The organism is Mycobacterium sp. NGS66 (assembly GCF_059812225.1).
Genome location: NZ_JCALCG010000002.1, coordinates 205,082 through 230,215 on the forward strand (window position 1 = coordinate 205,082; position 25,134 = coordinate 230,215).

The 25,134-nt window shown below is 64.7% G+C and carries 27 protein-coding genes and 1 tRNA gene; 22 read left to right on the plus strand and 6 right to left on the minus strand.

What is annotated here, in order from left to right; all coding sequences use genetic code 11:
* Positions 1–39 precede the first annotated feature (39 nt).
* The 3 genes from AC5Y2L_RS05450 to AC5Y2L_RS05460 all read right to left on the minus strand — a co-directional run bounded on the left by AC5Y2L_RS05450 (position 40) and on the right by AC5Y2L_RS05460 (position 3,140).
* The gene (locus AC5Y2L_RS05450; protein ID WP_499932728.1) at positions 40–1,452 is read right to left on the minus strand and encodes a TFIIB-type zinc ribbon-containing protein; all 1,413 of its coding nucleotides are present in this window, start codon (positions 1,450–1,452) and stop codon (positions 40–42) included.
* Positions 1,449–2,606, minus strand: a complete 1,158-nt coding sequence (locus AC5Y2L_RS05455; protein ID WP_499932726.1) for an SPFH domain-containing protein — start codon at positions 2,604–2,606, stop codon at positions 1,449–1,451. Before AC5Y2L_RS05455 ends, AC5Y2L_RS05450 begins: the two co-directional genes overlap by 4 nt.
* 195 nt (positions 2,607–2,801) lie before the next feature.
* Positions 2,802–3,140, minus strand: a complete 339-nt coding sequence (locus tag AC5Y2L_RS05460; RefSeq protein ID WP_499932725.1) for a DUF732 domain-containing protein — start codon at positions 3,138–3,140, stop codon at positions 2,802–2,804.
* A gap of 182 nt (positions 3,141–3,322) precedes the next feature.
* Between AC5Y2L_RS05460 and AC5Y2L_RS05465 the strand changes: the two genes are divergently transcribed.
* The 3 genes from AC5Y2L_RS05465 (at position 3,323) to AC5Y2L_RS05475 (ending at position 4,817) form a co-directional block, all read left to right on the plus strand.
* The gene (locus AC5Y2L_RS05465; protein WP_499932724.1) at positions 3,323–3,661 is read left to right on the plus strand and encodes a hypothetical protein; all 339 of its coding nucleotides are present in this window, start codon (positions 3,323–3,325) and stop codon (positions 3,659–3,661) included.
* 346 nt (positions 3,662–4,007) lie between these two features.
* Positions 4,008–4,244 (plus strand): hypothetical protein, encoded by a 237-nt coding sequence (locus AC5Y2L_RS05470; RefSeq protein ID WP_499932722.1) that lies wholly within the window; start codon positions 4,008–4,010, stop codon positions 4,242–4,244.
* A 426-nt stretch (positions 4,245–4,670) separates the two neighbouring features.
* A complete protein-coding gene (locus tag AC5Y2L_RS05475) occupies positions 4,671–4,817 on the plus strand; it encodes a hypothetical protein (RefSeq protein ID WP_499932720.1) in 147 nt (48 codons plus the stop codon).
* A gap of 40 nt (positions 4,818–4,857) precedes the next feature.
* Here the strand turns inward: AC5Y2L_RS05475 and AC5Y2L_RS05480 are convergent, their stop codons facing one another.
* Positions 4,858–5,127, minus strand: coding sequence for a hypothetical protein (locus AC5Y2L_RS05480; protein ID WP_499932718.1), 270 nt, complete (start codon positions 5,125–5,127; stop codon positions 4,858–4,860).
* Between the two features lie 115 nt (positions 5,128–5,242).
* On the opposite strand from AC5Y2L_RS05480, the gene AC5Y2L_RS05485 reads away from it, so the two are divergent.
* Together AC5Y2L_RS05485 and AC5Y2L_RS05490 are read left to right on the plus strand one after the other, a co-directional pair.
* Positions 5,243–5,428 carry a hypothetical protein gene (locus tag AC5Y2L_RS05485; RefSeq protein WP_499932716.1) on the plus strand — a complete coding sequence of 62 codons (186 nt, stop codon included), beginning with the start codon at positions 5,243–5,245 and terminating at the stop codon, positions 5,426–5,428.
* Positions 5,429–5,466: 38 nt separating this feature from the next.
* Positions 5,467–5,610 (plus strand): hypothetical protein, encoded by a 144-nt coding sequence (locus AC5Y2L_RS05490; protein WP_499932714.1) that lies wholly within the window; start codon positions 5,467–5,469, stop codon positions 5,608–5,610.
* On the opposite strand, the gene AC5Y2L_RS05495 is transcribed toward AC5Y2L_RS05490, so the two are convergent.
* Positions 5,607–6,668, minus strand: coding sequence for a hypothetical protein (locus tag AC5Y2L_RS05495; RefSeq protein ID WP_499932712.1), 1,062 nt, complete (start codon positions 6,666–6,668; stop codon positions 5,607–5,609). The two genes, AC5Y2L_RS05490 and AC5Y2L_RS05495, sit on opposite strands and share 4 nt — an antisense overlap.
* Before the next feature lie 164 nt (positions 6,669–6,832).
* Positions 6,833–6,905: transfer RNA gene (locus tag AC5Y2L_RS05500), tRNA-Arg, on the minus strand.
* Between the two features lie 114 nt (positions 6,906–7,019).
* Between AC5Y2L_RS05500 and argS the strand changes: the two genes are divergently transcribed.
* The 17 genes from argS (at position 7,020) to AC5Y2L_RS05585 (ending at position 25,133) form a co-directional block, all read left to right on the plus strand.
* Positions 7,020–8,672, plus strand: coding sequence for an arginine--tRNA ligase (gene argS, locus AC5Y2L_RS05505; RefSeq protein ID WP_499932710.1), 1,653 nt, complete (start codon positions 7,020–7,022; stop codon positions 8,670–8,672).
* Positions 8,669–10,087 carry a diaminopimelate decarboxylase gene (gene lysA, locus AC5Y2L_RS05510; RefSeq protein WP_499932708.1) on the plus strand — a complete coding sequence of 473 codons (1,419 nt, stop codon included), beginning with the start codon at positions 8,669–8,671 and terminating at the stop codon, positions 10,085–10,087. The genes argS and lysA overlap by 4 nt, the downstream gene beginning before the upstream one ends.
* A 3-nt stretch (positions 10,088–10,090) precedes the next feature.
* Positions 10,091–11,416, plus strand: coding sequence for a homoserine dehydrogenase (locus AC5Y2L_RS05515; protein ID WP_499932706.1), 1,326 nt, complete (start codon positions 10,091–10,093; stop codon positions 11,414–11,416).
* A complete protein-coding gene (gene thrC, locus AC5Y2L_RS05520) occupies positions 11,413–12,495 on the plus strand; it encodes a threonine synthase (protein WP_499932704.1) in 1,083 nt (360 codons plus the stop codon). Before AC5Y2L_RS05515 ends, thrC begins: the two co-directional genes overlap by 4 nt.
* Positions 12,495–13,436: a homoserine kinase gene (gene thrB / locus AC5Y2L_RS05525; RefSeq protein WP_499932702.1), complete on the plus strand. Its 942-nt coding sequence runs from the start codon at positions 12,495–12,497 to the stop codon at positions 13,434–13,436. The genes thrC and thrB overlap by 1 nt, the downstream gene beginning before the upstream one ends.
* Before the next feature lie 274 nt (positions 13,437–13,710).
* Positions 13,711–15,540, plus strand: coding sequence for a transcription termination factor Rho (rho, locus tag AC5Y2L_RS05530; RefSeq protein ID WP_499932701.1), 1,830 nt, complete (start codon positions 13,711–13,713; stop codon positions 15,538–15,540).
* Positions 15,541–15,561: 21 nt separating this feature from the next.
* Positions 15,562–17,136 (plus strand): fatty-acid--CoA ligase FadD1, encoded by a 1,575-nt coding sequence (fadD1, locus tag AC5Y2L_RS05535; protein WP_499932699.1) that lies wholly within the window; start codon positions 15,562–15,564, stop codon positions 17,134–17,136.
* Positions 17,137–17,300: 164 nt separating this feature from the next.
* Complete coding sequence (rpmE, locus tag AC5Y2L_RS05540; RefSeq protein ID WP_499932698.1) at positions 17,301–17,537, plus strand: 50S ribosomal protein L31; 237 nt, start codon at positions 17,301–17,303, stop codon at positions 17,535–17,537.
* Between the two features lie 90 nt (positions 17,538–17,627).
* On the plus strand, positions 17,628–18,704 hold the full coding sequence (gene prfA / locus AC5Y2L_RS05545; RefSeq protein WP_499932696.1) for a peptide chain release factor 1: 1,077 nt from the start codon (positions 17,628–17,630) through the stop codon (positions 18,702–18,704).
* Positions 18,701–19,579 carry a peptide chain release factor N(5)-glutamine methyltransferase gene (gene prmC / locus AC5Y2L_RS05550; protein WP_499932695.1) on the plus strand — a complete coding sequence of 293 codons (879 nt, stop codon included), beginning with the start codon at positions 18,701–18,703 and terminating at the stop codon, positions 19,577–19,579. Before prfA ends, prmC begins: the two co-directional genes overlap by 4 nt.
* A 15-nt stretch (positions 19,580–19,594) precedes the next feature.
* Entirely contained in the window at positions 19,595–20,248 is a 654-nt protein-coding gene (locus AC5Y2L_RS05555) for an L-threonylcarbamoyladenylate synthase (protein WP_499932693.1), read from the plus strand.
* Positions 20,249–20,270: 22 nt separating this feature from the next.
* Positions 20,271–21,509, plus strand: a complete 1,239-nt coding sequence (locus AC5Y2L_RS05560) for a glycosyltransferase family 4 protein (protein ID WP_499932691.1) — start codon at positions 20,271–20,273, stop codon at positions 21,507–21,509.
* 228 nt (positions 21,510–21,737) lie between these two features.
* Positions 21,738–22,199: an ATP synthase subunit I gene (locus tag AC5Y2L_RS05565; RefSeq protein ID WP_499932689.1), complete on the plus strand. Its 462-nt coding sequence runs from the start codon at positions 21,738–21,740 to the stop codon at positions 22,197–22,199.
* Positions 22,192–22,944, plus strand: coding sequence for a F0F1 ATP synthase subunit A (atpB, locus tag AC5Y2L_RS05570; RefSeq protein ID WP_499932687.1), 753 nt, complete (start codon positions 22,192–22,194; stop codon positions 22,942–22,944). Before AC5Y2L_RS05565 ends, atpB begins: the two co-directional genes overlap by 8 nt.
* A 62-nt stretch (positions 22,945–23,006) precedes the next feature.
* Positions 23,007–23,267 (plus strand): F0F1 ATP synthase subunit C, encoded by a 261-nt coding sequence (locus tag AC5Y2L_RS05575; RefSeq protein WP_499932685.1) that lies wholly within the window; start codon positions 23,007–23,009, stop codon positions 23,265–23,267.
* A 9-nt stretch (positions 23,268–23,276) separates the two neighbouring features.
* Positions 23,277–23,783, plus strand: a complete 507-nt coding sequence (locus tag AC5Y2L_RS05580; protein WP_499932683.1) for a F0F1 ATP synthase subunit B — start codon at positions 23,277–23,279, stop codon at positions 23,781–23,783.
* Positions 23,784–23,789: 6 nt separating this feature from the next.
* Positions 23,790–25,133 carry a F0F1 ATP synthase subunit B/delta gene (locus AC5Y2L_RS05585; protein WP_499932681.1) on the plus strand — a complete coding sequence of 448 codons (1,344 nt, stop codon included), beginning with the start codon at positions 23,790–23,792 and terminating at the stop codon, positions 25,131–25,133.
* The last annotated feature ends 1 nt before the right edge of the window (position 25,134 follow it).

Below are 25,134 nucleotides of genomic sequence, written 5' to 3' on the forward strand. Positions count from 1 at the left end.
GCGCAAGCGTCAGGATCACCGCCACGAGGACTTCCATCGCTACCTCTTGCGGATGTGATGGGTGGGCACTCGCGTCGAATGATGCCCGTGGGAGCGGAGATAGACGAAGATCGAAATGACCAGTATCACCACCAAGACCGCAATTGCGATCGCGATGGCCAACTTGACCTTGCTCCATGGCCGATCACCGGCCACCTCGCCGGTGAGCCCGTTGATGCACACCTGGAAGGGCCGGTTGCTGTACATGACGGTCAGCAGCCAGATCGGTAGTAAGAGGTGTTTGAACCCGAGGTAGTTCCACGTGGTGCGGAGCTGGTGGATGCGTTGACGGTCACCGCCGATGTCGGAACGCACCGTTTGTTCGACGGCTTTCTCCATCTCCTGCTTTGCTTCCGGCAGGGCCTGTTCGGCGTCTTTGTCGTAGGTGCGGCACAGGTGGCCGGCGACGAATTCCGGTGAGTACGACCGGGCTTGGTCGATCGGCCAGGGCTCGAGCGCCTTGATCCGTTTGCGGTTGAGCGTTTCGCTGTCGTTGGCCAACACCGGCAGGTCGGCGAAGTTGTTGCTCACCTGACCGGAGACCCGATACCACATGGTTCGCGTTTCGTAGATCGGGTCGCCGTCGCTGTCGGTGCCGACCCGAACCTCGTAATCCTCGCCGCGTTCGCCTTCGTATTGCGTGTCGGTGTCCGCGTCGTAGCTGAAATACGCCGTGTACAGGCTGGAGAAGGCGCCGATCTCGCGGTAGCGCTTGAAATCGGTTGGTGCGAACCAGCGTTTGGTCACCCATTTTTCGATGAGCTGGCGGGCTTGTTTTTCGTCGACGCGGAAGGGCAACAGACCGTCCACCGGGAGCCGTGCCGGAGCGTTGTGCACATCGTCGCGTTGAATGGGCGTCGCGCAGTACGGACACTTGGTGGCGGTCAGGGTTCCCGCGAATTCTGTTGTGCCACCGCAGTTCTGGCACGCGACCTCCCGCATGCCGGTGAGGCTCGGTCCCTCCTGGCGTTGTTGCAGCGCCCGCAGTTCCTGCATCGCGGCGCGCAATTCGCGGGATTTGACCGGGGTATTCGGCGCGGTGATGTCGTAGTAATTGCCGCAGTTGGGACAGCGCAGTTTCTGGCTGGCGATGTCGAAGTTGAGCTGACCACCGCACGACGCGCACGGATAGGTTCGGGTGCGCTCGGTGTGATGGAACATGGCGGGCGCGCCGGGCTGACCGGCGAACGGCTGCATGGTCGGCGGGGCTGCTGGCGGGCGGAGCAACGGCGGGGGCCCGGCCTGCGGGCGTGGTATCGGTGGCGGTCCCGCCGGCGGGCGGGGCAATGGTGGCGGGCCGGCCGCCGGCCGGGGTGGCAGTGGTGGCGGGCCGGTCTGCGGACGTGCCAACGGCGGCAGCTGCGGGTGCGACGAGCGCTGTCCTTGCGCGGGGTCGCCGGGCTGGAAGCTCATTGCTGCGACAGCGGCGGCGGGGTACCGGGCAGCGGAGGCGGCGTGCTGAACAACGACTGCAGCGCCGGCACCGTCGACGCGGGCGCCCAGTTGGCCATGCCTTCGGTCCACACCACGGTGTCGCGGGTCAGTTGACCGCTGGCGACGAACTGCCGCAGGCCGTCGATGGGGTAGGGGCCGGCGGGTTGGCCGGACCGCTCGAAGTGGAATTGCTGCTGCGGCGGCAGTGGCGGCGGTGCACCTTGCGGCGCAAAGTGTTGCGGCTGGGCGTAGCCGCCCTGCGCTGCGCTGGCCATTTGACTGCCCAGGGCAACGCCGAGGCCCGCCTGGATTGCCGAGCCCGCAGCGCCCCCGCCCTCGTTCTGCGCCGCTGCCAACATCGCGTCGGCCTGGCGGGCTTTGGCAAAGCGGTCGAGATCGCCGACGTTGTTGAGGAAGCCGCTCTCCTCGAGCCCTCGCGCTACGCCGCGGGTCATCGCCTGCTGAATCTCTTCCGGCAACGAGATCGTCATGGTCACGGCGTCGATCCCGAGACCGAACGCCTGCACTCGCTGGGCGACGAATTCCCGCAGCTTGTCCGACAACTCCACCTGGCGACCCTGCAGGTCGATCGCACCCAGGCCGCTGCCCATCACCATGTCGTTGAACGCGAGCGCGATGTTGCGGCGGATCATCTCGGTGATCTGCTCCATGTCGACCACGCTCTGGGTGCCGAGTACCTGACGCAGAAAGGCGGTGGGGTCAGTCACCCGGACCACCGTGGTGCCGTTGGCCCGTACCTGCACCATCTTGAAGTCCGGGTCGCGCACGGTCACCGGTTGTGGTGTGCCCCAACGTAAGTCGGGATACGGGCGGGTGTTGACGTAGTAGACCTCGGACCGGAAGGGGCTGTTGAATCCGTACTTCCAACCTTGCAATGTGCCCAAGATGGGCATGTTCTCACTGGTGAGTGTGTAATGGCCGGGATTGAACTGATCGGCCAGCTGCCCCCGATAGACGAACATCGCCCGCTGACCCTCCCGGACTACCAGCTGAGCGCCGTTCTTGATCTCGTTCTGATACCGGGGGAATCGCCACGCCAACGTCGTGTTCGTGTCGTCGAGCCACTCGATGATGTCGACGAACTCGCCCCGGATCATGTCTCGCATGCCCATGGTTAAGCCCCCTCGTCGTCGGGCCCGGTGACGCGACCTCGGCGTCGTTCAGCGAGCTCAGTCTGCGGATATCGTGGCGAATCTTACGCGGCGGGTACGTACCGAGATTCGCTTTCTGGCAAAGCCCTGATGTTGCCGCGCCTTCGGGCGTGGCTGCTCAAGGCGAGGGTGCGGGGCCGCCCCGGATAGGAGTCGTTATGCGCTTTGGCTGACGTACTGGGGGCAGTAGGCGGTTGCCGCGTCGACGGCGAATACCTTGGCACCTTTGGCGCTCAGCCCGGTCGCCTCGGCCACTTCGCGGTAAACCTGCTGACCCGAGTGTCCCTGGTTGAGGGACTCGCACACTTTGTGCGCCTCGCTGATGGCCCGCTCGGCGCTCGGCGGCGTGATCCCGTCAGCCTGGATCTGGGCGAGGAATGCGTCGTCGACCGAGCTCGCGCTGGCGGTGCCGGCAAAGCCGAGGGTGGTCAGGCCAAGGGTGGCGCCGGCCAGAGTGATGCCGGCGAACGCAGCGGTGAAACGGTGAGAAGACATCGGAAACTCCGTTGTGCTGATGTTGTTGCGACCAACGCTTGATGGCGTTGGCCAAAGCCTCTGCACGATGCCTATACGGATTCTCAATAAATTCTTGATGACCTCGATACGCGCCGGCCGTTGAGCGTGTTTCGGCTGCGCCACCGTGGCAAGTCTTGGAAGGGACGAAAAGGACATCGCAAATGGCCGACACAGAAGGCTTCGATGCCGGAGCAGACCGAAGCGCAGCCGTTTCCGAAGAGGCGATCGACGCCGAAGAACGAGCCGAAGAAGCACGTCGCCAAGCGAGGGGAGCCCAGCGAGCCGCGGCCGACAGCTTGGAGAGATCCGCTGAAAGCCAGGACAGAACCGCCCGGACGTTCGAGGAATTAGCTAGTCACAGCGTCAGCGAGCGGGATGACTACCGCCAACGCGCGGCTGGTCATCGCCGGTATGCGGAAGAAGACCGCCGCATGGCTGACCGACTGCGACAAATGGCGGAAAGTGACTCCGCGAACGATCACGAAGGCCGTCGGCTGTAAGGCCGCTTTAAGCTCGGAGACGTGAACGACGGGCGCTATGACGGGCACCGCATGATTGATGCAAGCTCTGGAAAGACTGCCTTTCTAGTACGTGGTCCACGGATCGTTGATGTCAGGTCACGCCGGTTGGTGTTTCGCATTCCCGACGACACCCGGATTGTCGATGCCGACAGGACCCAGCTGTTGTTTCGCATTCGCGACGACGGGCGCGTCGTTGACTCCGATAGCGGTGAGCTGCGGTACCGGCTACGACGCTGAATGGATCTGTGAAGTCCGGCTCAAAAAGTAAGCTATTTCCTTTGACGTAGCTACTGGCGAAGGACACATCCCCATCCAAGGAGTCCGCATGATTTATCGCCGGGTGGTGGGTGTGCTCACCGCTTTACTGCTGACAGTCATTGTTCCCCCACAGGTCCATGCCCAGCCGCCGACCCAGTGCTTGACCAACACTCCCAAGGGCAAGCAGGTCTACATTCCCTGTGATCTGCTCAACGCCCGCGTCAACTACCCGCCGGGGCAGCGCTGCCAGGACCTCGGACCGCTTGATGGCTATCCAAAGGATGTGCGCGAGTGGTGCGGCTAAGGGAAGAGCCCTTACGGCGACGGAAGTTACGGTGCCACAACATGTTTCAAGCGCACCGCGGGACGGCGGACCGCTAGAACCCGGGCCGCGGCTTGGAGGGCTCGGCTGAGTGCCGCGCCTGATTCGGCGATAGCGATGCACCCGTCTCGGCAGACGCATGCCGGTCGCTGTTTCGCTGACCTCTCACCGGGTAGGCCGTGTATCAGGTCGCGTGGGGGGCCGGCACTACTCGCGCTGCCTAGTCCTCGGTAGTCATGAAGCGGCTACCGAGGGCGCTTACACCTAGATCCCGTCAGCGACTTCGGCTAATAGCTCGTTGAGCACGTCCCAAACCGAGGAATCCGCTACATGCCCACCGCACCTGGCCCGCGCGGACCGACCCGACCAGAAGCTACGGCTAAGCGCCGCGACGTTCTGATAGCGGTCGTGACCACGACCATGACCATCGTTGCGGCGTGCATCGTGCTCGTCGTCCTGATTGCGCTTGCCATGGTCTTGACCGATCGGCCGGGCAGGGAAAGGCCACCCCAGCCGACCGTCACACCGACATCGACGGCGCCGCTTCCCCTGTAAGCAAAGACCGGCGTGGCCCGCCGCCGAGTGCGGCTAACGCCTAGGCTGCAACGTCCGGCGCGGATGTCTCGGGGTTGACGCCGACGTAGCCGTTGAGTTGTGTTTGCGAGACGCGAGAACGCTTGCGCTCGGCGTTGCGGTCGATGATGACATCGATGATCTCGCAGACCGCGCCCACGGCAATCAAGACCAGCCACGACGCAGCCAGCGGTATCTGCTCGTAAATTGGTCTGTTAGCCGCCAATTCGATGATGACCGCAATCCCGACGACAACAATCAGCACGATGAGTATGTCCAGTGTGCGCTTCATTTGATGTGGTTTCCTTTCGCCGGCAGCCGTCCGATTGCGGCATGCGTTGGAAAGAGGATCGAAGGGTGTCCTTCCGGGGTTCTGAAGAAATTCTTGGAGCGGCTGGCATCCCGACGTGCAGCACGGCGACTGGGATTGCATCTCTGAGCCGTCTGGTTCGGCGCCCTTACGCCAGCTGGCCTGTACCGAATATTTCGACGAATCGAAAGTTTGGGCCCCGCACGTTTTGCCGGCCGACGTGCACCGGGCGCTGGTGGAGGCGCCGCCGGTCGGTGATCCGATCGCGTTTCGCGACCTGTGAGCGGCCGTCGTCGTCGGTGCCGGCGGGCCGAGCTGGACATGCTCGCCGGACTGGTGGCCGCGCTCGCGTTGCGATGCGCCGCGCTGGAACGCCGCGTCGCCGACCTCGAGCGGGAACGACGGCGGCCGCCGATGATCCAGCTCGGCGGTGGCGTCGCCGGATCGCACCGAAGCGCCGGTTAGCAGTCAGTCGGCTGGAGGTTGATGTCTCCAGTCGCCAGCGGCTCCACGATGCCGAATAGCACCTGTTGCTCGCACATGTGCATCCGCTTACTGAGGTCCAGCCCGCTCATCGGCGCCGAGGCCCGGGCCACCCACTCGGGCACGTCGAGGTAGCCGTCCGCCGCGTCGCTGATATCAAGGTGCCGCTGTACCTCGCGGACGTCCCAGCCGGACGGGGCCTGCAATTCGATGAACGGTAGCGGTTCGGACTCGTCGACCGGCACAGGTTTGGGCGGCTGAGGCATGAAATTCCGGGTCATCGTGAGGGGTGGCCGGAAACCAATGCGCACGCGGCGGACGTGTGGGGCAAGTGCATGGCCATAGCGATGGCGATCGATGCGAGCGAGTTCGTCAAGCCACCACAACACGTTTGAAAGATGGTCGGGCTGTGCATTGAACGGCTGCACGTGCCGCAGCAGGCCGAATGTCGTGTCGGACACCGCCTGGAGTCGGCCGCGGTGGCTCGGGTCATCGAACTTGGCCGGATCAACGAAGATCGGGAATATAAGCCCGCGTTCGGCCGGCGGCGGGCTCTGCCCAGAGTCGCGGACAGCGACGTGGTAGAGGATGCCGTCGAGGGCGGCGCGCAATTCGTACAACCATTCGCCGAACAAGGTGGACAGCCGGGTGGGCATCGGTTCGAGGGTGCGGAGGACGAGGGTCCACGTATCGGGTTGATCGGCGGGTTCGACGGCGAACCTGCGCGGTATCCGGTCGATGTACTCGCTCCACAGTTCGCCGATCTGGCGACGGATCTCGGCTGCGCGGATCACGCGGTCGCGGCATATCTCGACGGCGCGGTTGCTGGTGTCCCAGCGAATGTCGACGTGCACATAGTCGGGGTGGCTGTCGAGGATCGCGGCGACCAGCGACTCGGCGTCGTATTCGAGATTGTCGAGGTTCTCGCACTGGCCGGTGGCTTCGTCGACGCCGTTGGTGCCGTCGAGTTCGGGTACGCGGAGGAGGTAGTGGTCTGGGCCGTCGGGACGGACGTCGACGCGGTAGCGGTGGGTGCTCACGTTAGTCAATTTTGGCCTCCATGAGGCGCGGCAGCGAGCAAGGCATGGCCCAGGCGCCGGGATGGTTTGCTGTCACTGTGCGGGTGAGAACCGGAAGGGCACGCCTGGGGCATCGACCCATTGCGCCCGAGGCGAAAACTGCGTTTGAGCTGCACAAACGCTCGTGCCCCCGGCAGGATTCGAACCTGCGGCCTTCTGCTCCGGAGGCAGACGCTCTATCCCCTGAGCTACGGGGGCGCACCCAAACCATGCTGCGCCAATGGGCTCGAACAGACTAACTCATCGGCTTGGCGACCTGACCACCGCGATGGATTCGGGGCGCGAGCACTCTAGCCAATAGGATGGACGCTCGTGACCCCCGCCGACCTGGCTGAGCTGCTCAGAATCACCGCCGCCGCGGTGCTGGCCGAGCATGACCTGGACGTGTCGGTGTTGCCGCAGACGGTCACAGTGGAGCGTCCGCGCAACCCCGAGCACGGCGACTACGCCAGTAATCTGGCTCTTCAGCTCGCCAAGAATGTGGGGGCAAACCCGCGTGAGCTGGCCGGATGGCTTGCCGAGGCGCTGGGCCAGGTGGACGGCATCGCCTCAGCCGAAGTAGCCGGGCCGGGGTTCATCAACATGCGCCTCGAGACGTCGGCGCAGGCCAAGATCGTCAACGACGTCCTCGACGCCGGAGTGAGGTACGGCCACTCCGCTGAGCTGGCCGGACGCAAGATCAACCTCGAATTCGTCTCGGCCAATCCGACGGGCCCGATCCACATCGGCGGCACCCGCTGGGCAGCCGTTGGCGATGCGCTGGGCCGGCTGCTGTCGACGCAGGGCGCCGACGTGGTGCGCGAATACTACTTCAACGACCACGGCGCCCAGATCGACCGATTTGCCAGCTCACTGGTCGCCGCGGCCAAAGGCGAGCCCACGCCGACGGACGGCTACGCGGGCACCTACATCAACGACATCGCCGCGCAGGTCTTGGAAAAGGTGCCCGACGCGCTCACCCTGCCAGAACCCGAGATACGCGAAACGTTCCGCGAAATCGGAGTGGACTTGATGTTCGCCCACATCAAAGAGTCGCTGCACGAATTCGGCACGGACTTCGACGTCTACACCCATGAAGACTCGATGCACACCAGCGGCCGTGTCCAGGAGGCCATCGCCCGGCTTCGCGAGACCGGCAACATCTACGAAAAGGACGGCGCAACCTGGTTGCGCAGCAGTGCTTTTGGTGACGATAAAGACCGTGTGGTGATCAAGAGCGACGGCAAGCCCGCCTATGTCGCCGGTGATCTCGCCTATTACCTGGACAAGCGGCGTCGCGGTTTCGACCTGTGCATCTACATGTTCGGCGCCGACCACCATGGGTATATCGCCCGGCTCAAGGCCGCGGCGGCCGCGTTCGGTGACGATCCCGCCACTGTCGAAGTGCTGATCGGGCAGATGGTCAACTTGGTGCGCGACGGCCAGCCGGTCCGTATGAGCAAGCGGGCCGGCACCGTGATCACGCTCGACGACCTGGTCGAGGCCATCGGCGTAGATGCGGCCCGCTACAGCCTTATTCGCTCGTCGGTGGATACCCCAATCGACATCGACCTGGCGCTGTGGTCCTCGGCATCCAACGAAAACCCGGTCTATTACGTGCAATACGCGCACGCGCGGTTGTCCGCACTGGCACGCAATGCCGCCGAACTCGGCCTGATCGCTGACACGGGCCACCTGGAACTGCTCAACCACGACAAAGAGGGAACGCTGCTGCGCACCATCGGCGAATTTCCCCGCGTCCTCAAAACCGCTGCCTCGCTGCGGGAACCACACCGGATATGCCGCTATCTGGAAGACTTGGCCGGCGACTACCACCGGTTCTACGACTCATGCCGGGTGCTACCGCAGGGCGACGAGCAGGCTACCGACCTGCACACCGCACGCCTGGCGTTGTGTCAGGCCACCCGACAGGTGATTGCCAATGGATTGGCAATACTCGGTGTCACCGCTCCGGAGCGCATGTGAACGTTCATCCCGCCGGTCCCCGGCACGCCGAAGAGACCCGTCCGGCCAGTGGTCCACCACGGCCCCAGTCGGTCGACGAACTACTGCGGTTGGCCCCGAATGTTTGGCCACGCAACACCATTCGTGACCAAGACGGAGTGACCAGCATTGCCGGGGTGAAGCTGACCGAGCTGGCCAGACAGTACGGCACACCGTTATTCGTCGTCGATGAAGACGACTTCCGCTCACGCTGTCAAGAGACGGTGGCAGCGTTCGGAGGCGGAGACCATGTGCACTATGCCGCAAAAGCCTTCCTCTGCAGCGAAATAGCGCGCTGGATCGACGAAGAGGGCCTATCCCTCGACGTCTGCACCGGCGGAGAGTTGGCCGTTGCGCTGCACGCAGGCTTTCCCCCAGAGCGGATTACCCTGCACGGCAACAACAAATCGGTTGATGAATTGACTGCGGCCGTCAAGGCCGGAGTAGGTCACGTCGTCTTGGACTCCATGATCGAGATCGAGCGCCTCGACGCCATCGCCGGTGAGGCGGGCATCGTGCAGGATGTGCTGGTACGTCTCACCGTAGGGGTGGAAGCGCATACCCACGAATTCATCTCGACCGCGCACGAAGACCAGAAATTCGGACTCTCGGTCGCCAGCGGTGCCGCGATGGCTGCGGTCCGCCGGGTATTCGCCACGGATCACCTACGGCTGGTTGGTCTGCACAGCCATATCGGCTCGCAAATTTTCGATGTCGCCGGCTTCGAAGTCGCCGCACATCGCGTCATCGGCCTGCTGCGCGAGGTGGTCGCCGAGTTCGGTCCGGAGAAGACCGCGCAGCTATCGACCGTCGATCTCGGTGGCGGCCTGGGTATTTCGTATTTGCCGCACGACGATCCACCACCGATAGCCGAACTGGCCGCCAAGCTCAGTGCGATTGTCAGCAAAGAATCGGCGGCCGTCGGGCTGGCTGCCCCGAAGCTGGTTGTCGAGCCTGGCCGGGCCATCGCCGGACCGGGCACCATCACGCTGTATGAAGTGGGCACCGTCAAGGATGTCGACGTGAGCGCCAGTGCGAACCGCCGCTACGTCAGTGTCGACGGCGGCATCAGCGACAACATCCGCACCGCACTGTATGACGCACAATACGACGCCCGCTTGGTCTCAAGACTCAGCGAAGCGCCGGCGGTGTTGGCGCGAATCGTCGGAAAGCACTGCGAGAGCGGCGATATCGTCGTGCGCGATACGTGGGTGCCCGATGATCTACAACCGGGTGACCTGCTCGGGGTCGCCGCTACCGGCGCATACTGCTATTCATTGTCGAGCCGTTACAACATGATCTGTCGTCCCGCTGTAGTAGCGGTGCGCTCCGGGCGGTCACGCCTTATCCTGCGTCGCGAGACGGTCGACGATCTGCTCAGTCTGGAAGTGAGGTGACCCGTGCCGGGTGACGAAAAGCCAATCGGCGTAGCAGTACTCGGATTCGGCAATGTGGGCCGGGAAGTCGTCCGCATCATCGAGGACAGTGCCGAGGACCTGGCCGCCCGTGTCGGCGCTCCGTTGGTGCTGCGGGGCATCGGCGTTCGCCGTGTCGCCGCCGACCGTGGCGTGCCGATCGAGTTGCTGACCGACAACATCGACGAACTTGTCTCGCGCGACGACGTCGACATCGTCGTCGAGTTGATGGGCCCGCTGGAGCCGGCTCGCAGAGCCATCCTCGGCGCGATGAAGCACGGCAAGTCCGTCGTCACGGCGAACAAGGCGTTGCTGTCAGTATCCACCGGCGAATTGGCGCAGGCCGCGGAAAACGCCCATGTCGACTTGTATTTCGAGGCGGCGGTGGCAGGCGCCATCCCGGTCATCCGTCCGCTGACTCAGTCATTGGCCGGCGACACGGTGCTGCGGGTGGCTGGCATCGTCAACGGCACCACCAACTACATCCTCTCGGCAATGGACACCACTGGCGCCGACTACGAAAGCGCCCTGGCCGATGCCAGCGCACTAGGTTACGCCGAGGCCGATCCCACCGCCGACGTCGAAGGCTACGACGCCGCAGCGAAGGCGGCGATCCTTGCCTCGATCGCGTTCCACACCCGGGTGACCGCCGATGACGTGTATCGCGAAGGCATCACCAAGATCACCCCCGCTGACTTCGTCTCGGCGCGGGCGTTGGGCTGCACCATCAAGCTGCTGTCGATCTGTGAGCGCATCACCACCGACGAAGGCCAGCAACGGCTTTCGGCCCGGGTCTACCCGGCGCTGGTGCGGTTGTCGCACCCGCTTGCCGCGGTCAACGGAGCGTTTAACGCGGTGGTGGTCGAGGCCGAGGCCGCGGGGCGCCTTATGTTTTACGGCCAGGGCGCCGGCGGCGCGCCGACCGCCTCGGCGGTGACTGGCGACCTGGTGATGGCCGCCCGCAACCGGGTGCTGGGCAGCCGCGCGCCGCGTGAATCCAAGTACGCTCAACTTCCCGTCGCACCAATGGGATTCATCCTAACTCGGTACTACGTCAGCATGAACGTCGCCGACAAGACCGGTGTGTTGTCTTCGGTGGCAGCGGAATTCGCCAAGCGCGAGGTCAGCATCGCCGAGGTCCGCCAGGAAGGTGTGGTGGACGACGGCGGACGACGTGTCGGGGCGCGCATTGTGGTGGTCACCCACCACGCCACCGAAGCCGCGCTCTCCGAAACCGTCGAGGCGCTAGCCGATTTGGACGTGGTGAACAGTGTCACCAGCGTGCTGCGACTGGAAGGAACCAGTCAATGAGCCTCCCCCGGACGGCGATCCACCAACCCTGGCCGGGCGTGATCGCCGCCTACCGAGACCGGCTGCCGGTCGGTGACGACTGGACGCCGGTGACCCTGCTGGAGGGGGGCACTCCGCTGATCCCCGCGCCCCGGCTGTCCGAAAAGACCGGCTGCACCATTCATCTCAAGGTCGAGGGTCTCAACCCCACCGGTTCTTTCAAAGACCGGGGCATGACGATGGCGGTCACCGACGCGGTTGCGCGAGGGCAGCAGGCCGTGTTGTGTGCATCGACCGGAAACACGTCGGCGTCGGCAGCCGCGTACGCCGCCCGTGCCGGCATCACCTGCGCGGTGCTGATACCGCAGGGCAAGATCGCCATGGGCAAGCTCGCGCAGGCGGTTATGCACGGCGCCAAGATCATCCAGATCGACGGCAACTTCGACGACTGCCTCGAGCTGGCCCGCAAGATGACGACCGACTTTCCGACGATCTCCCTGGTCAACTCGGTCAACCCGGTGCGAATCGAGGGCCAGAAGACGGCGGCTTTCGAGATCGTCGACGCGCTCGGCCGGGCACCGGACGTGCACGCGCTTCCGGTCGGCAACGCGGGCAACATCACGGCCTACTGGAAGGGCTACACCGAATACCACCGCGACGGTGTGATCGACAAGCTGCCACGCATGCTGGGCACCCAGGCCGCGGGCGCGGCGCCGCTGGTGCTCGGCCAACCGGTGAGCCACCCGGAGACCATCGCTACCGCGATCCGTATCGGCGCGCCGGCCTCGTGGACCTCGGCCGTGGCGGCTCAACAGCAGTCCAACGGGCGTTTCCTGGCCGCCACCGACGAGGAGATCCTGGCGGCATACCACTTGGTGGCCGGCGCTGAGGGCGTCTTCGTGGAGCCTGCCTCCGCCGCCAGCATCGCCGGCCTGCTCAAGGCCGTCGGCGACGGTTGGGTGACGCGCGGGTCGACGGTGGTATGTACGGTGACCGGCAATGGTCTGAAGGATCCCGACACGGCGCTGAGAGACATGCCGAGCGTGTCCGCGCTGCCGGTAGATCCGCTGGCCGTCGTCGAGCAACTGGGGCTGACCTAGTGGCCCTACTCCCTGCCGGGTTGGTGGGAAACGCCGTGGTGTCGGCATCGAGCGCCAACCTCGGCCCGGGCTTCGACAGCATCGGCGTGGCGTTGAACCTCAGCGACGAGATCGTGGTCGAGACAACCGATTCCGACTTGCTCGTGCACGTCGAGGGGGAGGGTGCCGACCAGGTCTCGTTCGGACCCGATCACCTGGTGGTGCGAGCCGTCGCTCGTGGACTGCAGGAGATGGGTCTGCGCGCCGCCGGCCTCTCGGTGCGCTGCCGCAACGCAATCCCGCACTCGCGCGGGCTGGGCTCTTCGGCAGCTGCCGTAGTGGGTGGTCTGGCTGCGGTGAACGGCATTGTGGCACAAATCAATTCGACGCCGCTAAGCGAGACCCAGCTGATCCAATTGGCGTCAGAATTCGAAGGCCATCCCGACAACGCCGGCGCTGCCGTACTGGGCGGTGCGGTGGTGTCGTGGATCGACCGCAGCGGCGCTGAGCCCGTCTACTCGGCGGCGCCGCTGCGACTGCATCCCGCAATCCAGCTTTTTTTGGCGATTCCACAGGAGCGTTCGTCGACCGAGGAGACTCGGGTATTGCTTCCGGCCCAGGTCAGCCACGAAGACGCGCGGTTCAACCTCAGTCGTGCCGCGTTGCTGGTGCTCGCTTTGACCGAGCGGCCTGAGCTGCTGATGGCGGCCACCGAAGACGTGTTGCATCAGCCGCAACGCGCCCATGCGATGCCGGCTTCCGCGGAATATCTGAGGCTGCTGCGGCGTCATAACGTGGCAGCGACGCTATCGGGAGCGGGACCTGCGGTTATTGCACTGAGTACAGAACCCCGGTTGCCAGCGGCAGCGGTGCAGTTCGGTTCCGCCAACGGGTTTCAGATCACCAAGATGACTGTCGGCGCCGGAGTTCGCTGGAGCCCGGGGGTCACGGTCGCAAGTTGAAACACACAGTTACCGGTGGGTTTGCTTGCTTACCGCTGGCAAGCGGGCTATCCTCGGAGCCGTCCAGCAATCGCAGCATCTGCATCTGCATCCATACTGCCTAACCGCTAGGACAACTACCAATTCTTCTCGTGGACGAGGTTCGCCGCTTTAAACCGCCAATCTGGCGATCACCGTTGCAGAGTCGATGAGGAGCACTCGGCTAGCTAGCTGAATGCTCCGATGGTTCAGAAACCCTCGTATGACCTGATCAGCGAGGGAAGAAAGGAAATCCGTGACTGATACGGACCTCATCACGGCTGGCGAAAGCACCGAGGGCGACGGGCGCTCGGGCGCCGTGATCTCAAACACTTCAGACGTCAAGACCGCTGTGTCGGACGGCTCCCTGGCCACCATGGTGCTGCCCGAACTGCGGGCGCTGGCTAATCGGGCCGGTGTCAAGGGGACGTCGGGCATGCGTAAGAACGAACTGATAGCCGCCATTCAGGAAATCAGGGGACGGGCCAATGGCGCCTCCGCCAGCGCTGCCCCGGCGGCCCCCTCGACCGACGACACCGCTGGGACTCCGGGCACAGAGCCCGCCGCCGAAGGTCCGGCAGCCCAAGAGCAACAGAAGGACCAAGAGCAACAGAAGGATTCGTCGGCCGAGGCGCCGCGCCGCGAGCGCCGCAACACATCCCGGGACGCCTCCCGGACGGCCACCCAACCGGATCGTGAGCGTGCCACCCCCGACGACGAAAAGCGTCAGGACGGCCAACCGACCACCAAGACCGATGAGAGCGGATCAGACGGTGGCGGCGACTCTGCTGTCGACCAGCAAAGCCCCGGTGGACAGCAGCCCCGCGGCGACGAGGACGGCGAAGGACGTCAGGGCCGGCGGGGACGCCGCTTCCGGGACCGCCGCCGCCGCGGCGAGCGCTCCGGTGAAGGTGCCGAAACCGAACTACGCGAAGACGACGTCGTCCAGCCGGTTGCCGGCATCCTCGATGTTCTCGACAACTACGCCTTCGTGCGCACGTCGGGCTACTTGGCCGGTCCGCATGACGTCTACGTGTCGATGAACATGGTGCGCAAGAACGGCCTGCGCCGCGGTGACGCGGTTACCGGCGCGGTTCGTGTTCCCCGCGATGGCGAGCAGCCCAACCAGCGGCAGAAGTTCAACCCACTGGTGCGTTTGGACAGCGTCAACGGTGGCTCGGTCGAGGACGCCAAGAAGCGTCCCGATTTCTCCAAGCTGACGCCGTTGTACCCGAACCAGCGGTTGCGTCTGGAAACCACTCCGGATCGGCTCACCACGCGAGTCATCGACCTGATCATGCCGATCGGTAAAGGCCAGCGTGCATTGATCGTGTCGCCGCCCAAGGCGGGTAAGACGACGATCCTGCAGGACATCGCCAACGCGATCACCAAGAACAACCCGGAATGCCACCTGATGGTCGTGCTCGTCGACGAGCGGCCTGAGGAGGTCACCGACATGCAGCGCTCGGTCAAGGGCGAGGTCATCGCCTCGACGTTCGACCGGCCGCCGTCGGACCACACCTCCGTCGCCGAGCTGGCGATCGAGCGCGCCAAGCGCCTCGTCGAGCAGGGCAAGGACGTCGTGGTGCTGCTCGACTCGATCACCCGCCTCGGCCGGGCCTACAACAACGCGTCGCCGGCGTCGGGCCGCATCTTGTCCGGTGGTGTCGACTCGACCGCGCTCTATCCGCCCAAGCGGTTCCTCGGCGCCGCCCGCAACATCGAAGAAGGCGGATCGCTGACCATCATCGCCACCGCGATGGTCGAGACCGGCTCCACCGGTGACACGGTGATCTTCGAAGAGTTCAAGGGCACCGGTAACGCCGAGCTCAAGCTGGACCGCAAGATCTCCGAGCGCCGGGTGTTCCCGGCGGTCGACGTGAATCCTTCCGGCACCCGCAAGGACGAGCTGTTGCTGTCGCCCGACGAATTCGCAATCGTGCACAAGTTGCGCCGCGTGCTGTCGGGTCTGGACTCCCATCAGGCCATCGACTTGCTGATGTCGCAGCTGCGAAAGACGAAGAACAACTACGAATTCCTGGTGCAGGTGTCCAAGACGACGCCAGGGTCCATGGATGGCGACTAGCTTCAACTAGCCTCGTAAGCCGTGGCAGAGACGCTGCAGCAGCTACTTCGCGAGCGCACAGACCAGGACACGCCGGCGGTTAAGTACGGTGACCGGATCTGGACCTGGCGCGAGCATCTCGCCGACGCCAGCGCCACCGCGGCGACCGTGATCGGCGCCGCCGATAAGGACCGACCGCTGCATGTCGGCACGCTGCTCGGCAACACCCCGGAAATGCTGACCGCTATGGCGTCGGCCGCGCTCGGCGGATACGTGCTGTGCGGAATCAACGACACCCGCCGAGGCGATGCGCTAGTTCGGGACATCGCGCGTGCTGACTGCCAGATCCTGCTTACCGATCCCGTGCACCGCGAGTTGCTGGACGGTCTCCACCTGCCAGACGTAAAGGTGTTCGACGTGACCAGCGATGCTTGGTCCGCCCGGCTGGCCGACGCCGGACCGCTGACCCCGTATCGCGAAGTCACGCCCACCGACGCGGTCATGATGATCTTCACCTCCGGTACAAGCGGCGAGCCGAAAGCGGTGCAAATCGCCCACCTGACGGTGCTGTTTGCCGGCATGAACCTGATCGAGCGATTCGACATCACCGGCTCCGACGTCTGCTACCTGTCGATGCCGCTGTTTCACTCCAACGCGCTGCTGGCCGGCTGGAGCGTGGCGGTCGGCTCCGGTGCGGCCATGGTGCCCGCGGCATTCTCGGCGTCTGGACTGCTGCCCGACCTGCGCCGATATGGGGTCACATACATGAACTATGTCGGCAAGCCGCTCGCCTACGTGCTGGCCACCCCCGAGCGACCAGACGACCATGACAACCCACTGCGGGTCGCCTTCGGAAACGAGGCCAGCGAGCGCGACATCGCCGAATTCAGCCGCCGGTTCGACTGCACGGTGTGGGACGGCTTCGGGGCCACGGAGGGCGCGATCATCATCACCCGAGAAGACGGCTGCCCGCCCGGGTCGATAGGCAAGGGCTTGCCAGGCGTAGCCATCTACAACCCCGAGACGCTCGCCGAGTGCCCGCCGGCCATCTTCGGCGATGACGGTGCCCTGACCAACGCCGACGAGGCGATCGGGGAGCTGGTCAACACGACGGGCGCCGGCCTGTTCTCCGGGTATTACAACGACCCGGACGCCACCAGCGCACGACTGCGCAACGGTATGTACTGGTCGGGTGATCTCGCCTACCGGGACGCCGACGGTTGGATCTACTTCGCCGGACGCAGCGGGGATTGGTTGCGTGTCGACGGCGAGAACATGACCACGGCGCCCATCGAGCGGATCCTGCAGCGGCTGACCCAGATCAGCCAGGTCGCGGTGTACGCGGTGCCCGACGAGCACGTCGGCGATCAGGTGATGGCGGCAATCGTGCTGACCGACAACGCTGATCTGACACCCGAGGAGTTCGGCGAGTTTCTGGCCGCCCAGCCCGATCTGTCACCCAAGGCGTGGCCGCGGCGGGTCTGGCTCACCGATCGCCTGCCCGCCACGGCGACCAACAAGATCCTCAAGCGGGAGCTTTCCGCTCGTGGCGCCACCCCCGACGGCGGCGTGCTGTGGACCCGCAGCGGAAAAAGCAGCACCTATACCCGCGGGTAGCTCGCCGGGAATGCGCGCGGGCAGCTGTGTGTTTGGGCTGATGTTGGTTGACCTGGCATAATCGACGGTCGACCACCAGGACCAGCTCAGGTCCGGAGCAGTTCGAGCCCGATCGCCCGGTCGCACACGGCGGGGACGGGCGGCCAACGATCGAAGAGGACAGCATGAAATCAGACATTCATCCGGCCTACGAGCCGACGACGGTGGTCTGCGGATGTGGCAACACCTTCGAGACGCGCAGCACCAAGCCCGGCGGCCGAATCGTCGTCGAAGTCTGCGCGCAGTGCCATCCGTTTTACACCGGAAAGCAGAAGATTCTGGACAGCGGCGGCCGGGTGGCCCGTTTCGAGAAGCGCTACGGCAAGCGCTCCAAGGCCGACGCTGCCGCAACCGACAAATAGCTGGCTCACCGACGCCCGAACTGTGCGGGACTGCACAGGCCGGGCGTCGGTTTGCGTTTGCCAGTGGATGGTGCGCGAGGGAGGTGAGACATGACGGAGCCGGTTCAGACCATCGACGTGTTGCTCGCCGAGCATGCCGACCTCGAGCGCGCGCTGGCCGATCCCGAACTGCACAGCAAGCCCGAAGAGGCGCGAAAGGCCGGGCGCAGGTTCGCCCGGCTGGCCCCGATCGTCGCCACCTACCGCAAGCTGGCGTCTGCGCGCGACGACCTGGAAACGGCGCGCGAGCTGGCCGTCGACGATGAGTCCTTCGCGGAGGAAGTCACCGAGCTGGAGTCCCGGGTGGCCGAACTGGACACCCAACTCACCGACATGCTGGCGCCGCGCGACCCGCACGACGCCGACGACATCCTTCTTGAAGTCAAATCGGGTGAGGGAGGCGAAGAATCCGCGTTGTTCGCCGCCGACTTGGCCCGAATGTACATCCGCTACGCCGAGCGACACGGCTGGAGCGTGACCGTGCTGGACGAAACGACGTCGGACCTGGGCGGCTACAAGGACGCCACGCTGGCCATCGCGAGTAAGGGTGACAGCGCCGACGGTGTCTGGTCGCGGATGAAGTTCGAGGGTGGAGTGCATCGCGTCCAGCGGGTCCCGGTGACGGAATCCCAAGGGCGAGTGCATACTTCGGCGGCAGGTGTGCTGGTGTATCCCGAGCCGGAGGAAGTCGGCGAGGTCCAGATCGACGAGTCGGATCTGCGTATCGACGTCTACCGTTCGTCCGGAAAGGGCGGCCAGGGGGTCAATACCACCGATTCGGCGGTGCGGATCACGCATCTGCCCACCGGAATCGTGGTCACCTGTCAAAACGAACGATCACAGCTGCAGAACAAGACCCGGGCATTGCAGGTGCTGGCCGCGCGGCTGCAGGCGATGGCCGAGGAACAGGCGCTGGCCGACGCGTCGGCGGACCGGGCCAGCCAGATCCGTACGGTGGACCGCAGCGAACGTATTCGCACCTATAACTTTCCGGAGAACCGGATCACCGATCACCGAATCGGTTACAAGTCACACAATCTCGACCAGGTGCTGGACGGAGACTTGGATGCGCTGTTCGACGCGCTCAGCGCCGCCGACAAGCAGTCTCGGCTGCAACAGGCGACATGACCCAACTGTTGCGCGCGATCGACTCCGCCGCGGCGGTCCTCGCCGAGGCGGGCATCGACTCCGCCCGTTACGACGCCGAACTGCTGGCCGCTCACCTGGCCGGCACCGACCGCGGCCGGCTGGTCTTGCTCGAGGAGCCGGACGAGGAATTCTTCCGCCACTACCATGACGTCGTCAGTGCGCGGTCGCGTCGAATTCCGTTGCAGCACATCATCGGAACCGTGGCTTTCGGCCCGGTCGAACTGCAGGTCGGTCCCGGTGTGTTCATCCCGCGACCGGAGACCGAGGCCCTGTTGGAGTGGGCTACGGCGCAGCGGTTGGGGTCGCGGCCGGCGATCGTCGACCTGTGCACGGGGTCCGGCGCACTCGCGGTGGCACTGGCAAAGCACTGGTCGGCGGCGCGCGTGGTCGGGATCGACGACTCCGAGGCAGCCCTCGAGTACGCGCGGCGCAACATCGAGGGCACGGCGGTGGAACTCGTGCGCGCCGACATCGCTGAGGCCGGCTCGCTTCCGGAACTCGACGGCCGGGTCGATCTGCTGGTGGCCAACCCGCCCTACGTGCCGGACGATGTTGCGCTGGAACCTGAAGTAGCCCAACATGATCCGCCGCATGCGGTGTTCGGCGGCCCGGACGGGATGGCGGTGATCGCCGCCGTCGTCGACCTTGCCGGGCGCTGGCTACGACCCGGTGGTCTGCTGGCGGTGGAGCATGACGACACCAGATCGTCGTCAACCGTCGAATTAGTCTCGGGCACAGGGCATTTCGTCGACATCGTGGCTCGGCAGGATTTGACCGGCCGGCCCAGGTTCGTGACGGCGCGGAGGAACTGCGCAGATGAGTTCGCGTCGCGACGATGTAGAGCGCAGCGATGAGGAGGAGTGGCGCCATTGGCCGAGGTTTACCGCTGCGCGGATACTGACCAGCGTGCCCGCGGAATCGCGGCGGCAATCGATGCACTCAAGTCCGGGCGACTGGTCGTCATGCCGACCGACACCGTCTACGGCATCGCCGCTGACGCCTTCGACCGGGACGCGGTGGCCGCGCTGCTGTCGGCAAAGGGCCGGGGGCGGGATATGCCGGTTGGCGTGCTGGTCGGTTCGTGGCACACCATCGAGGGCCTGGTCTATACCGTGCCCGACGGCGCCCGGGAGCTGATTCGCGTATTCTGGCCCGGCGCTTTGAGTCTGGTGGTGCGCCAAGCCCCCTCGCTGCAATGGGATCTCGGCGACGCCCGCGGCACGGTGATGCTGCGCATGCCGTTGCACCCGGTCGCCATTGAGCTGCTGCGCGAGGTGGGGCCGATGGCGGTGTCGAGCGCCAATGTCTCCGGTCGCGCGCCCGCCGTGGACGCCGAGCAGGCGCGCACGCAGCTCGGCGATCTCGTCGACGTCTATCTGGACTCCGGCCCGTCCGCGCAACAGGCCGCCTCGACGATCGTCGACCTGACCGGTGACACGCCCCGGGTGTTGCGAACGGGTCCGGTGAGCACGGAGCGGATCGCGGAGGTATTAGGCATGGATCCGGCGGTTTTGAGCGCATAGCCGAAGCGCAGGTCTCAGGTTGGTGCAGTACGGTCTCGAGGTGTCCAGCGATGTGACCACCCTTGCCGGCGGTTTGCTCGCGCTGTCTGATCGCGGCGCCGGTGTCCCGTTGCGGGAGCTTGCGCTGGTCGGGTTGACCGCGGCGATCATCACCTACTTCGCGACCGGGCCGGTGCGGGTCCTGGCCACTCGGTTGGGGGCCGTCGCTTACCCCCGGGAACGCGACGTGCACGTCACGCCGACCCCACGCATGGGTGGGCTGGCGATGTTTTTGGGCGTGCTGGCCGCCGTCTTTCTGGCTTCCCAGCTTCCGGCGCTGACCCGCGGCTTCGTCTACTCCACCGGTATGCCCGCGGTGCTGGTGGCGGGCGCGGTGATCATGGGCATCGGGCTGATCGACGACCGGTGGGGACTGGACGCGCTGACGAAGTTCGCCGGTCAGATCACCGCGGCAAGCGTGCTGGTCACCATGGGCGTCGCCTGGAGCGTGCTGTACATCCCGATCGGCGGCGTGGGCACCATCGTCTTGGATCAGGCCTCGTCGATTCTGCTCACGCTGGCGCTGACCGTCTCGATCGTCAACGCGATGAACTTCGTCGACGGGCTGGACGGCTTGGCGGCCGGATTGGGACTAATCACGGCGCTGGCCATCTGTATCTTTTCGGTCGGTTTGCTCCGGGACCACGGTGGCGACGTTCTGTTTTATCCGCCCGCCGTGATTTCGGTGGTGCTGGCCGGGGCTTGTCTGGGCTTCCTGCCGCACAACTTTCACCGGGCCAGGATTTTCATGGGCGATTCGGGTTCGATGCTGATCGGCCTGATGCTCGCCGCGGCCTCGACGACCGCGGCCGGACCCATCTCGCAGAACGCTTACGGTGCTCGCGACGTGTTTGCTCTGCTGTCGCCGTTCCTGCTGGTGGTCGCGGTGATGTTCGTGCCCATGCTCGACTTGTTGTTGGCGATCGTGCGCCGCACCCGCGCGGGCCGCAGCGCGTTCAGCCCCGACAAGATGCATCTGCACCACCGCCTGCTGCAGATCGGTCATTCGCACCGTCGCGTCGTGCTGTTGATCTACCTCTGGGTCGGCATCGTCGCCTTCGGCGCCGCCAGCACGATCTTCTTCAACCCTCGCCACACCGCGGCGGTGATGCTGGGCGCGATTGTGGTGGCCGGCATCGCGACGGTGATCCCGCTACTGCGCCCTCGCGACGAGGACGACGACTTCGATGATGACCGCAACGAGGACTACGACACGGAGTAGTAGTGGGCTTCACCATGTGGTACGGTGCAGCTAGAACCCCGAAAAGCCAACCTCGCTGGTCGCCGGTCACCCGGCAGATCGGACGTTGATTCGACTGTGCCGACGCAGGACCGACAAAGGAGCTACCCCTTGGGTGATTCCGACGCGATGACTGCGATACGCTCTGCGGGCCACCGATCGGTGAGTCGGGTGGTATCGGCTCCATCAAGCTGGGATTGAGGTGCTGCAGTGACGACACCAGCGCAAGACGCGCCGTTGGTGTTTCCCGCTGTTGCTTTCCGCCCGGTTCGCCTGTTCGTCATCTGCGTCGTGCTCACCGCGGCGGCGACGCTCGGGGCCGCTTCGATCAACCGCCTGATGCTCGGCGTCTTCTTCGGCGTTGGGTTGCTCCTGGGTTTGCTCAACGCCCTTCTGGTACGACGGTCGGTCGGGGCTATCACGGCGCAAGAACACCCGCTGAAAAAGGCGATGGCGCTGAATTCGGCGGCCAGGCTGGCAGTCATCACCATCGTCGGGCTGATTGTCGCGGCGGTTTTTCGTCCTAACGGATTGGGCGTGGTGTTTGGCCTGGCGCTGTTTCAGGTACTACTGGTGTTTTCGACCGCGTTGCCGGTCGTGAAGAAGTTGCGTGCCGGAGAGTCGACCTCGACTTCGGACGGAACCGAGGGGAGGACCGCCAGCGATGATTGAGACGTTTCTGGCCGAAACCAAGATCGAGGTCGGCGAGCACCACAAGGCGCAGTGGCTGGGTTTGACGGTCAACACCGACACCATATTGTCCACCGCGATTGCCGCCCTGATCGTGATCGCGCTGGCCTTCTACCTGCGCTCCAAGGTGACCTCGACCGGCGTGCCCAGTGGTGTGCAGTTGTTCTGGGAGGCCATCACGATCCAGATGCGCGATCAGATCGAGACGGCCATCGGCATGCGGATTGCCGGTTTCGTATTGCCGCTTGCGGTCACGATCTTCGTGTTCATTCTGATCTCCAACTGGCTCTCGGTACTTCCGCTGCAGTACTTCGACAAAGGCGGCCATCCAAAGGAACTACTGACGCCGGCGGCGGGGGACATCAACTACGTACTTGCGCTGGCCCTTTTCGTATTCTTCTCCTACCACGCCGCGGGTATCTGGCGCCGCGGCATCATTGGACACCCGGTCAAGCTGCTGAAGGGGCACGTCGTATTCCTGGCGCCGATCAACGTCGTCGAAGAACTGGCCAAGCCGATCTCGTTGTCCCTCCGACTTTTTGGCAATATCTTCGCCGGCGGCATCTTGGTATCCCTGATCGGCCTTTTTCCGGCATTCGTCCTGTGGGCGCCCAACGCGATTTGGAAATCGTTTGATCTGTTCGTCGGTGCCATTCAGGCCTTCATCTTCTCCATCCTGACTGTGCTGTATTTCAGCCAGGCAATGGAGCTGGAAGACGAGCATTAACTACCTACGCACCACAACAGAAGCCTGGTAGAGCGCTACCAGATAGCAAGGAGGATAGGGATATGGCGGATGCAAATCTGCTCGGACTCGGCGCCTACATCGGCGGTGGACTGATCATGGCCGGCGGCGCCATCGGCGCCGGTATCGGTGACGGCATTGCGGGAAACGCACTGGTCTCCGGCATTGCCCGCCAGCCCGAGGCGCAAGGGCGGCTGTTCACGCCGTTCTTCATCACCGTCGGTCTGGTTGAGGCGGCCTACTTCATCAACCTGGCGTTCATGGCATTGTTCGTGTTCGCTGCCCCGATCTCTCCGACGCAGTAATCCGCTGTGATGGGCGACGCGAGCGCACTTGTTCTTGCCGAAGGCAAGGGCGGGGGAGGCGGCAACAACTTCCTCATTCCGAACGGCACCTTCTTCTTCGTGCTGGCCATCTTCCTCATCTTGCTGGCCGTCATCGGTACTTTCGTGGTGCCGCCGATCATGAAGGTGTTGCGCGAACGCGACGCCATGGTCCACAAGACTGCCGCCGACAACAAGAAGTCGGCCGAGCAGTTCGCCGCCGCTCAGGCCGATTACGACGAAGTCATGAAGGAAGCCCGGGTCGAGGCCTCGTCGTTGCGCGACAATGCTCGGGCGGCGGGCCGCAAGGTCGTGGACGATGCACGCGCGGGTGCAGAACAGCAGGTGGCAACGACTCTGGCAATGGCCAATGAGCAGCTGAAGCGGGAGAGGGACGCCGTGGAACTGGATCTACGCGCCAACGTCGCGGCCATGTCGTCTACCCTGGCTAGCCGAATCCTGGGCGTCGAGGTCACCCCGACGGCTGCGGCGAGGTAACGGTCGATGGACAAGTTCGTCGGGCAGCTGGTCGGCTTCGCCGTCATCGTGTTCATTGTTTGGCGTTATGCCGTGCCGCCCGTGCGCCGTTTGATGACTGCACGACAGGAAACCGTGCGCCGGCAGTTGGAAGAGTCGCTCGCGGCTGCCGAGCGGCTGACCGAGTCGACCACGGCGCACAGCAAAGCCGTCGAGTCCGCCAAGGAAGAGGCCAAGCGGGTCGTCGAAGAGGCCAAGGCGGACGCCGAACGCATTACCGAACAGCTGCAGGCCCACGCCGAGGTTGAGGCCGAACGCATCAAGTCTCAGGGTGCCCGGCAGGTCGACCTGCTGCGCGCGCAGCTGACCCGTCAGCTTCGCCTGGAGCTCGGCCACGAATCAGTGCGCCAGGCAACCGAATTGGTGCGTAATTATGTCGCAGACCCGGACCAGCAGGCGGCTACCGTCGATCGCTTCCTGAATGAGCTGGACGAGATGGCGCCGGAGGCGGTCGATGTCACGTCGCCGGTGCTGGCCAAGATGCGCTCGTCGAGTCGCCAGGCGCTGCGCGATGTTGAGGACCGGTTCGACACGCTTGTCGGGAACCTCGACGATCAGGGCCTGGAAAAGCTCGCCGACGAGCTGGTTTCAGTGGCCGGAATGCTCATTCGCGAAATCGTGGTCACCCGGTATCTCACTGTGCCCGCCGAAGATTCGACCCCAAGGGTCAGATTGATCGAGCGCATCCTCGCCGGGAAGGTCGCCGATTCCACGCTCGACGTGCTGCGGGCAGCCGTCTCGGAGCGTTGGTCGGCCAACCGTGACCTGATCGATGCGATCGAACACCTGTCGCGGCAAGCGCTATTGAAAGTCGCGGAGAACGAGGGTCGGATCGACGAGGTCGAAGACCAGTTGTTCCGGTTTTCCCGTCTTCTCGAGGCGCAGCCACGACTGGCCATTCTGTTGGGCGATCACACCAGCCCGGCAGAAGGGCGAATCGGCTTGCTGCGCAACGTGCTCCGGAGCGCCAGCGGCAGAAGCAACCGGATCACGAACGCGTTGCTGTCCCACACCGTCGAGTTGTTGAGAGGTCACCAGACGGCCGACGAGGCCGTCCAGTTCTTGGCCGAATCGGCAGTGGCGCGGCGCGGCGAGGTGGTCGCACAAGTCAGTGCCGCGGCCGAGCTCAGAGACGCGCAGCGCACGCGCCTCGTCGAAGTGCTGAGTCGCATCTACGCCCACCCGGTGTCGATACAGCTGCAAATCGACCCCGATTTGCTTGGCGGCCTTTTGATCTCGGTAGGCGACGAGGTCATTGACGGCACCCTCAAGTCTCGATTGACCGCAGCCGAGGCTCAGCTCCCCGACTGAA

Bases quoted from the DNA above. Each gene is read 5' to 3' on its own strand.
- AC5Y2L_RS05450 (WP_499932728.1), bottom strand. From the start codon at position 1,452: ATGAGCTTCCAGCCCGGCGACCCCGCGCAAGGACAGCGCTCGTCGCAC.
- AC5Y2L_RS05455 (WP_499932726.1), bottom strand. From the start codon at position 2,606: ATGGGCATGCGAGACATGATCCGGGGCGAGTTCGTCGACATCATCGAG.
- AC5Y2L_RS05460 (WP_499932725.1), bottom strand. From the start codon at position 3,140: ATGTCTTCTCACCGTTTCACCGCTGCGTTCGCCGGCATCACTCTGGCC.
- AC5Y2L_RS05465 (WP_499932724.1), top strand. From the start codon at position 3,323: ATGGCCGACACAGAAGGCTTCGATGCCGGAGCAGACCGAAGCGCAGCC.
- AC5Y2L_RS05470 (WP_499932722.1), top strand. From the start codon at position 4,008: ATGATTTATCGCCGGGTGGTGGGTGTGCTCACCGCTTTACTGCTGACA.
- AC5Y2L_RS05480 (WP_499932718.1), bottom strand. From the start codon at position 5,127: ATGAAGCGCACACTGGACATACTCATCGTGCTGATTGTTGTCGTCGGG.
- AC5Y2L_RS05490 (WP_499932714.1), top strand. From the start codon at position 5,467: ATGCTCGCCGGACTGGTGGCCGCGCTCGCGTTGCGATGCGCCGCGCTG.
- thrC (WP_499932704.1), top strand. From the start codon at position 11,413: ATGAGCCTCCCCCGGACGGCGATCCACCAACCCTGGCCGGGCGTGATC.
- rpmE (WP_499932698.1), top strand. From the start codon at position 17,301: ATGAAATCAGACATTCATCCGGCCTACGAGCCGACGACGGTGGTCTGC.
- prfA (WP_499932696.1), top strand. From the start codon at position 17,628: ATGACGGAGCCGGTTCAGACCATCGACGTGTTGCTCGCCGAGCATGCC.
- prmC (WP_499932695.1), top strand. From the start codon at position 18,701: ATGACCCAACTGTTGCGCGCGATCGACTCCGCCGCGGCGGTCCTCGCC.
- atpB (WP_499932687.1), top strand. From the start codon at position 22,192: ATGATTGAGACGTTTCTGGCCGAAACCAAGATCGAGGTCGGCGAGCAC.
- AC5Y2L_RS05575 (WP_499932685.1), top strand. From the start codon at position 23,007: ATGGCGGATGCAAATCTGCTCGGACTCGGCGCCTACATCGGCGGTGGA.
- AC5Y2L_RS05580 (WP_499932683.1), top strand. From the start codon at position 23,277: ATGGGCGACGCGAGCGCACTTGTTCTTGCCGAAGGCAAGGGCGGGGGA.
- AC5Y2L_RS05585 (WP_499932681.1), top strand. From the start codon at position 23,790: ATGGACAAGTTCGTCGGGCAGCTGGTCGGCTTCGCCGTCATCGTGTTC.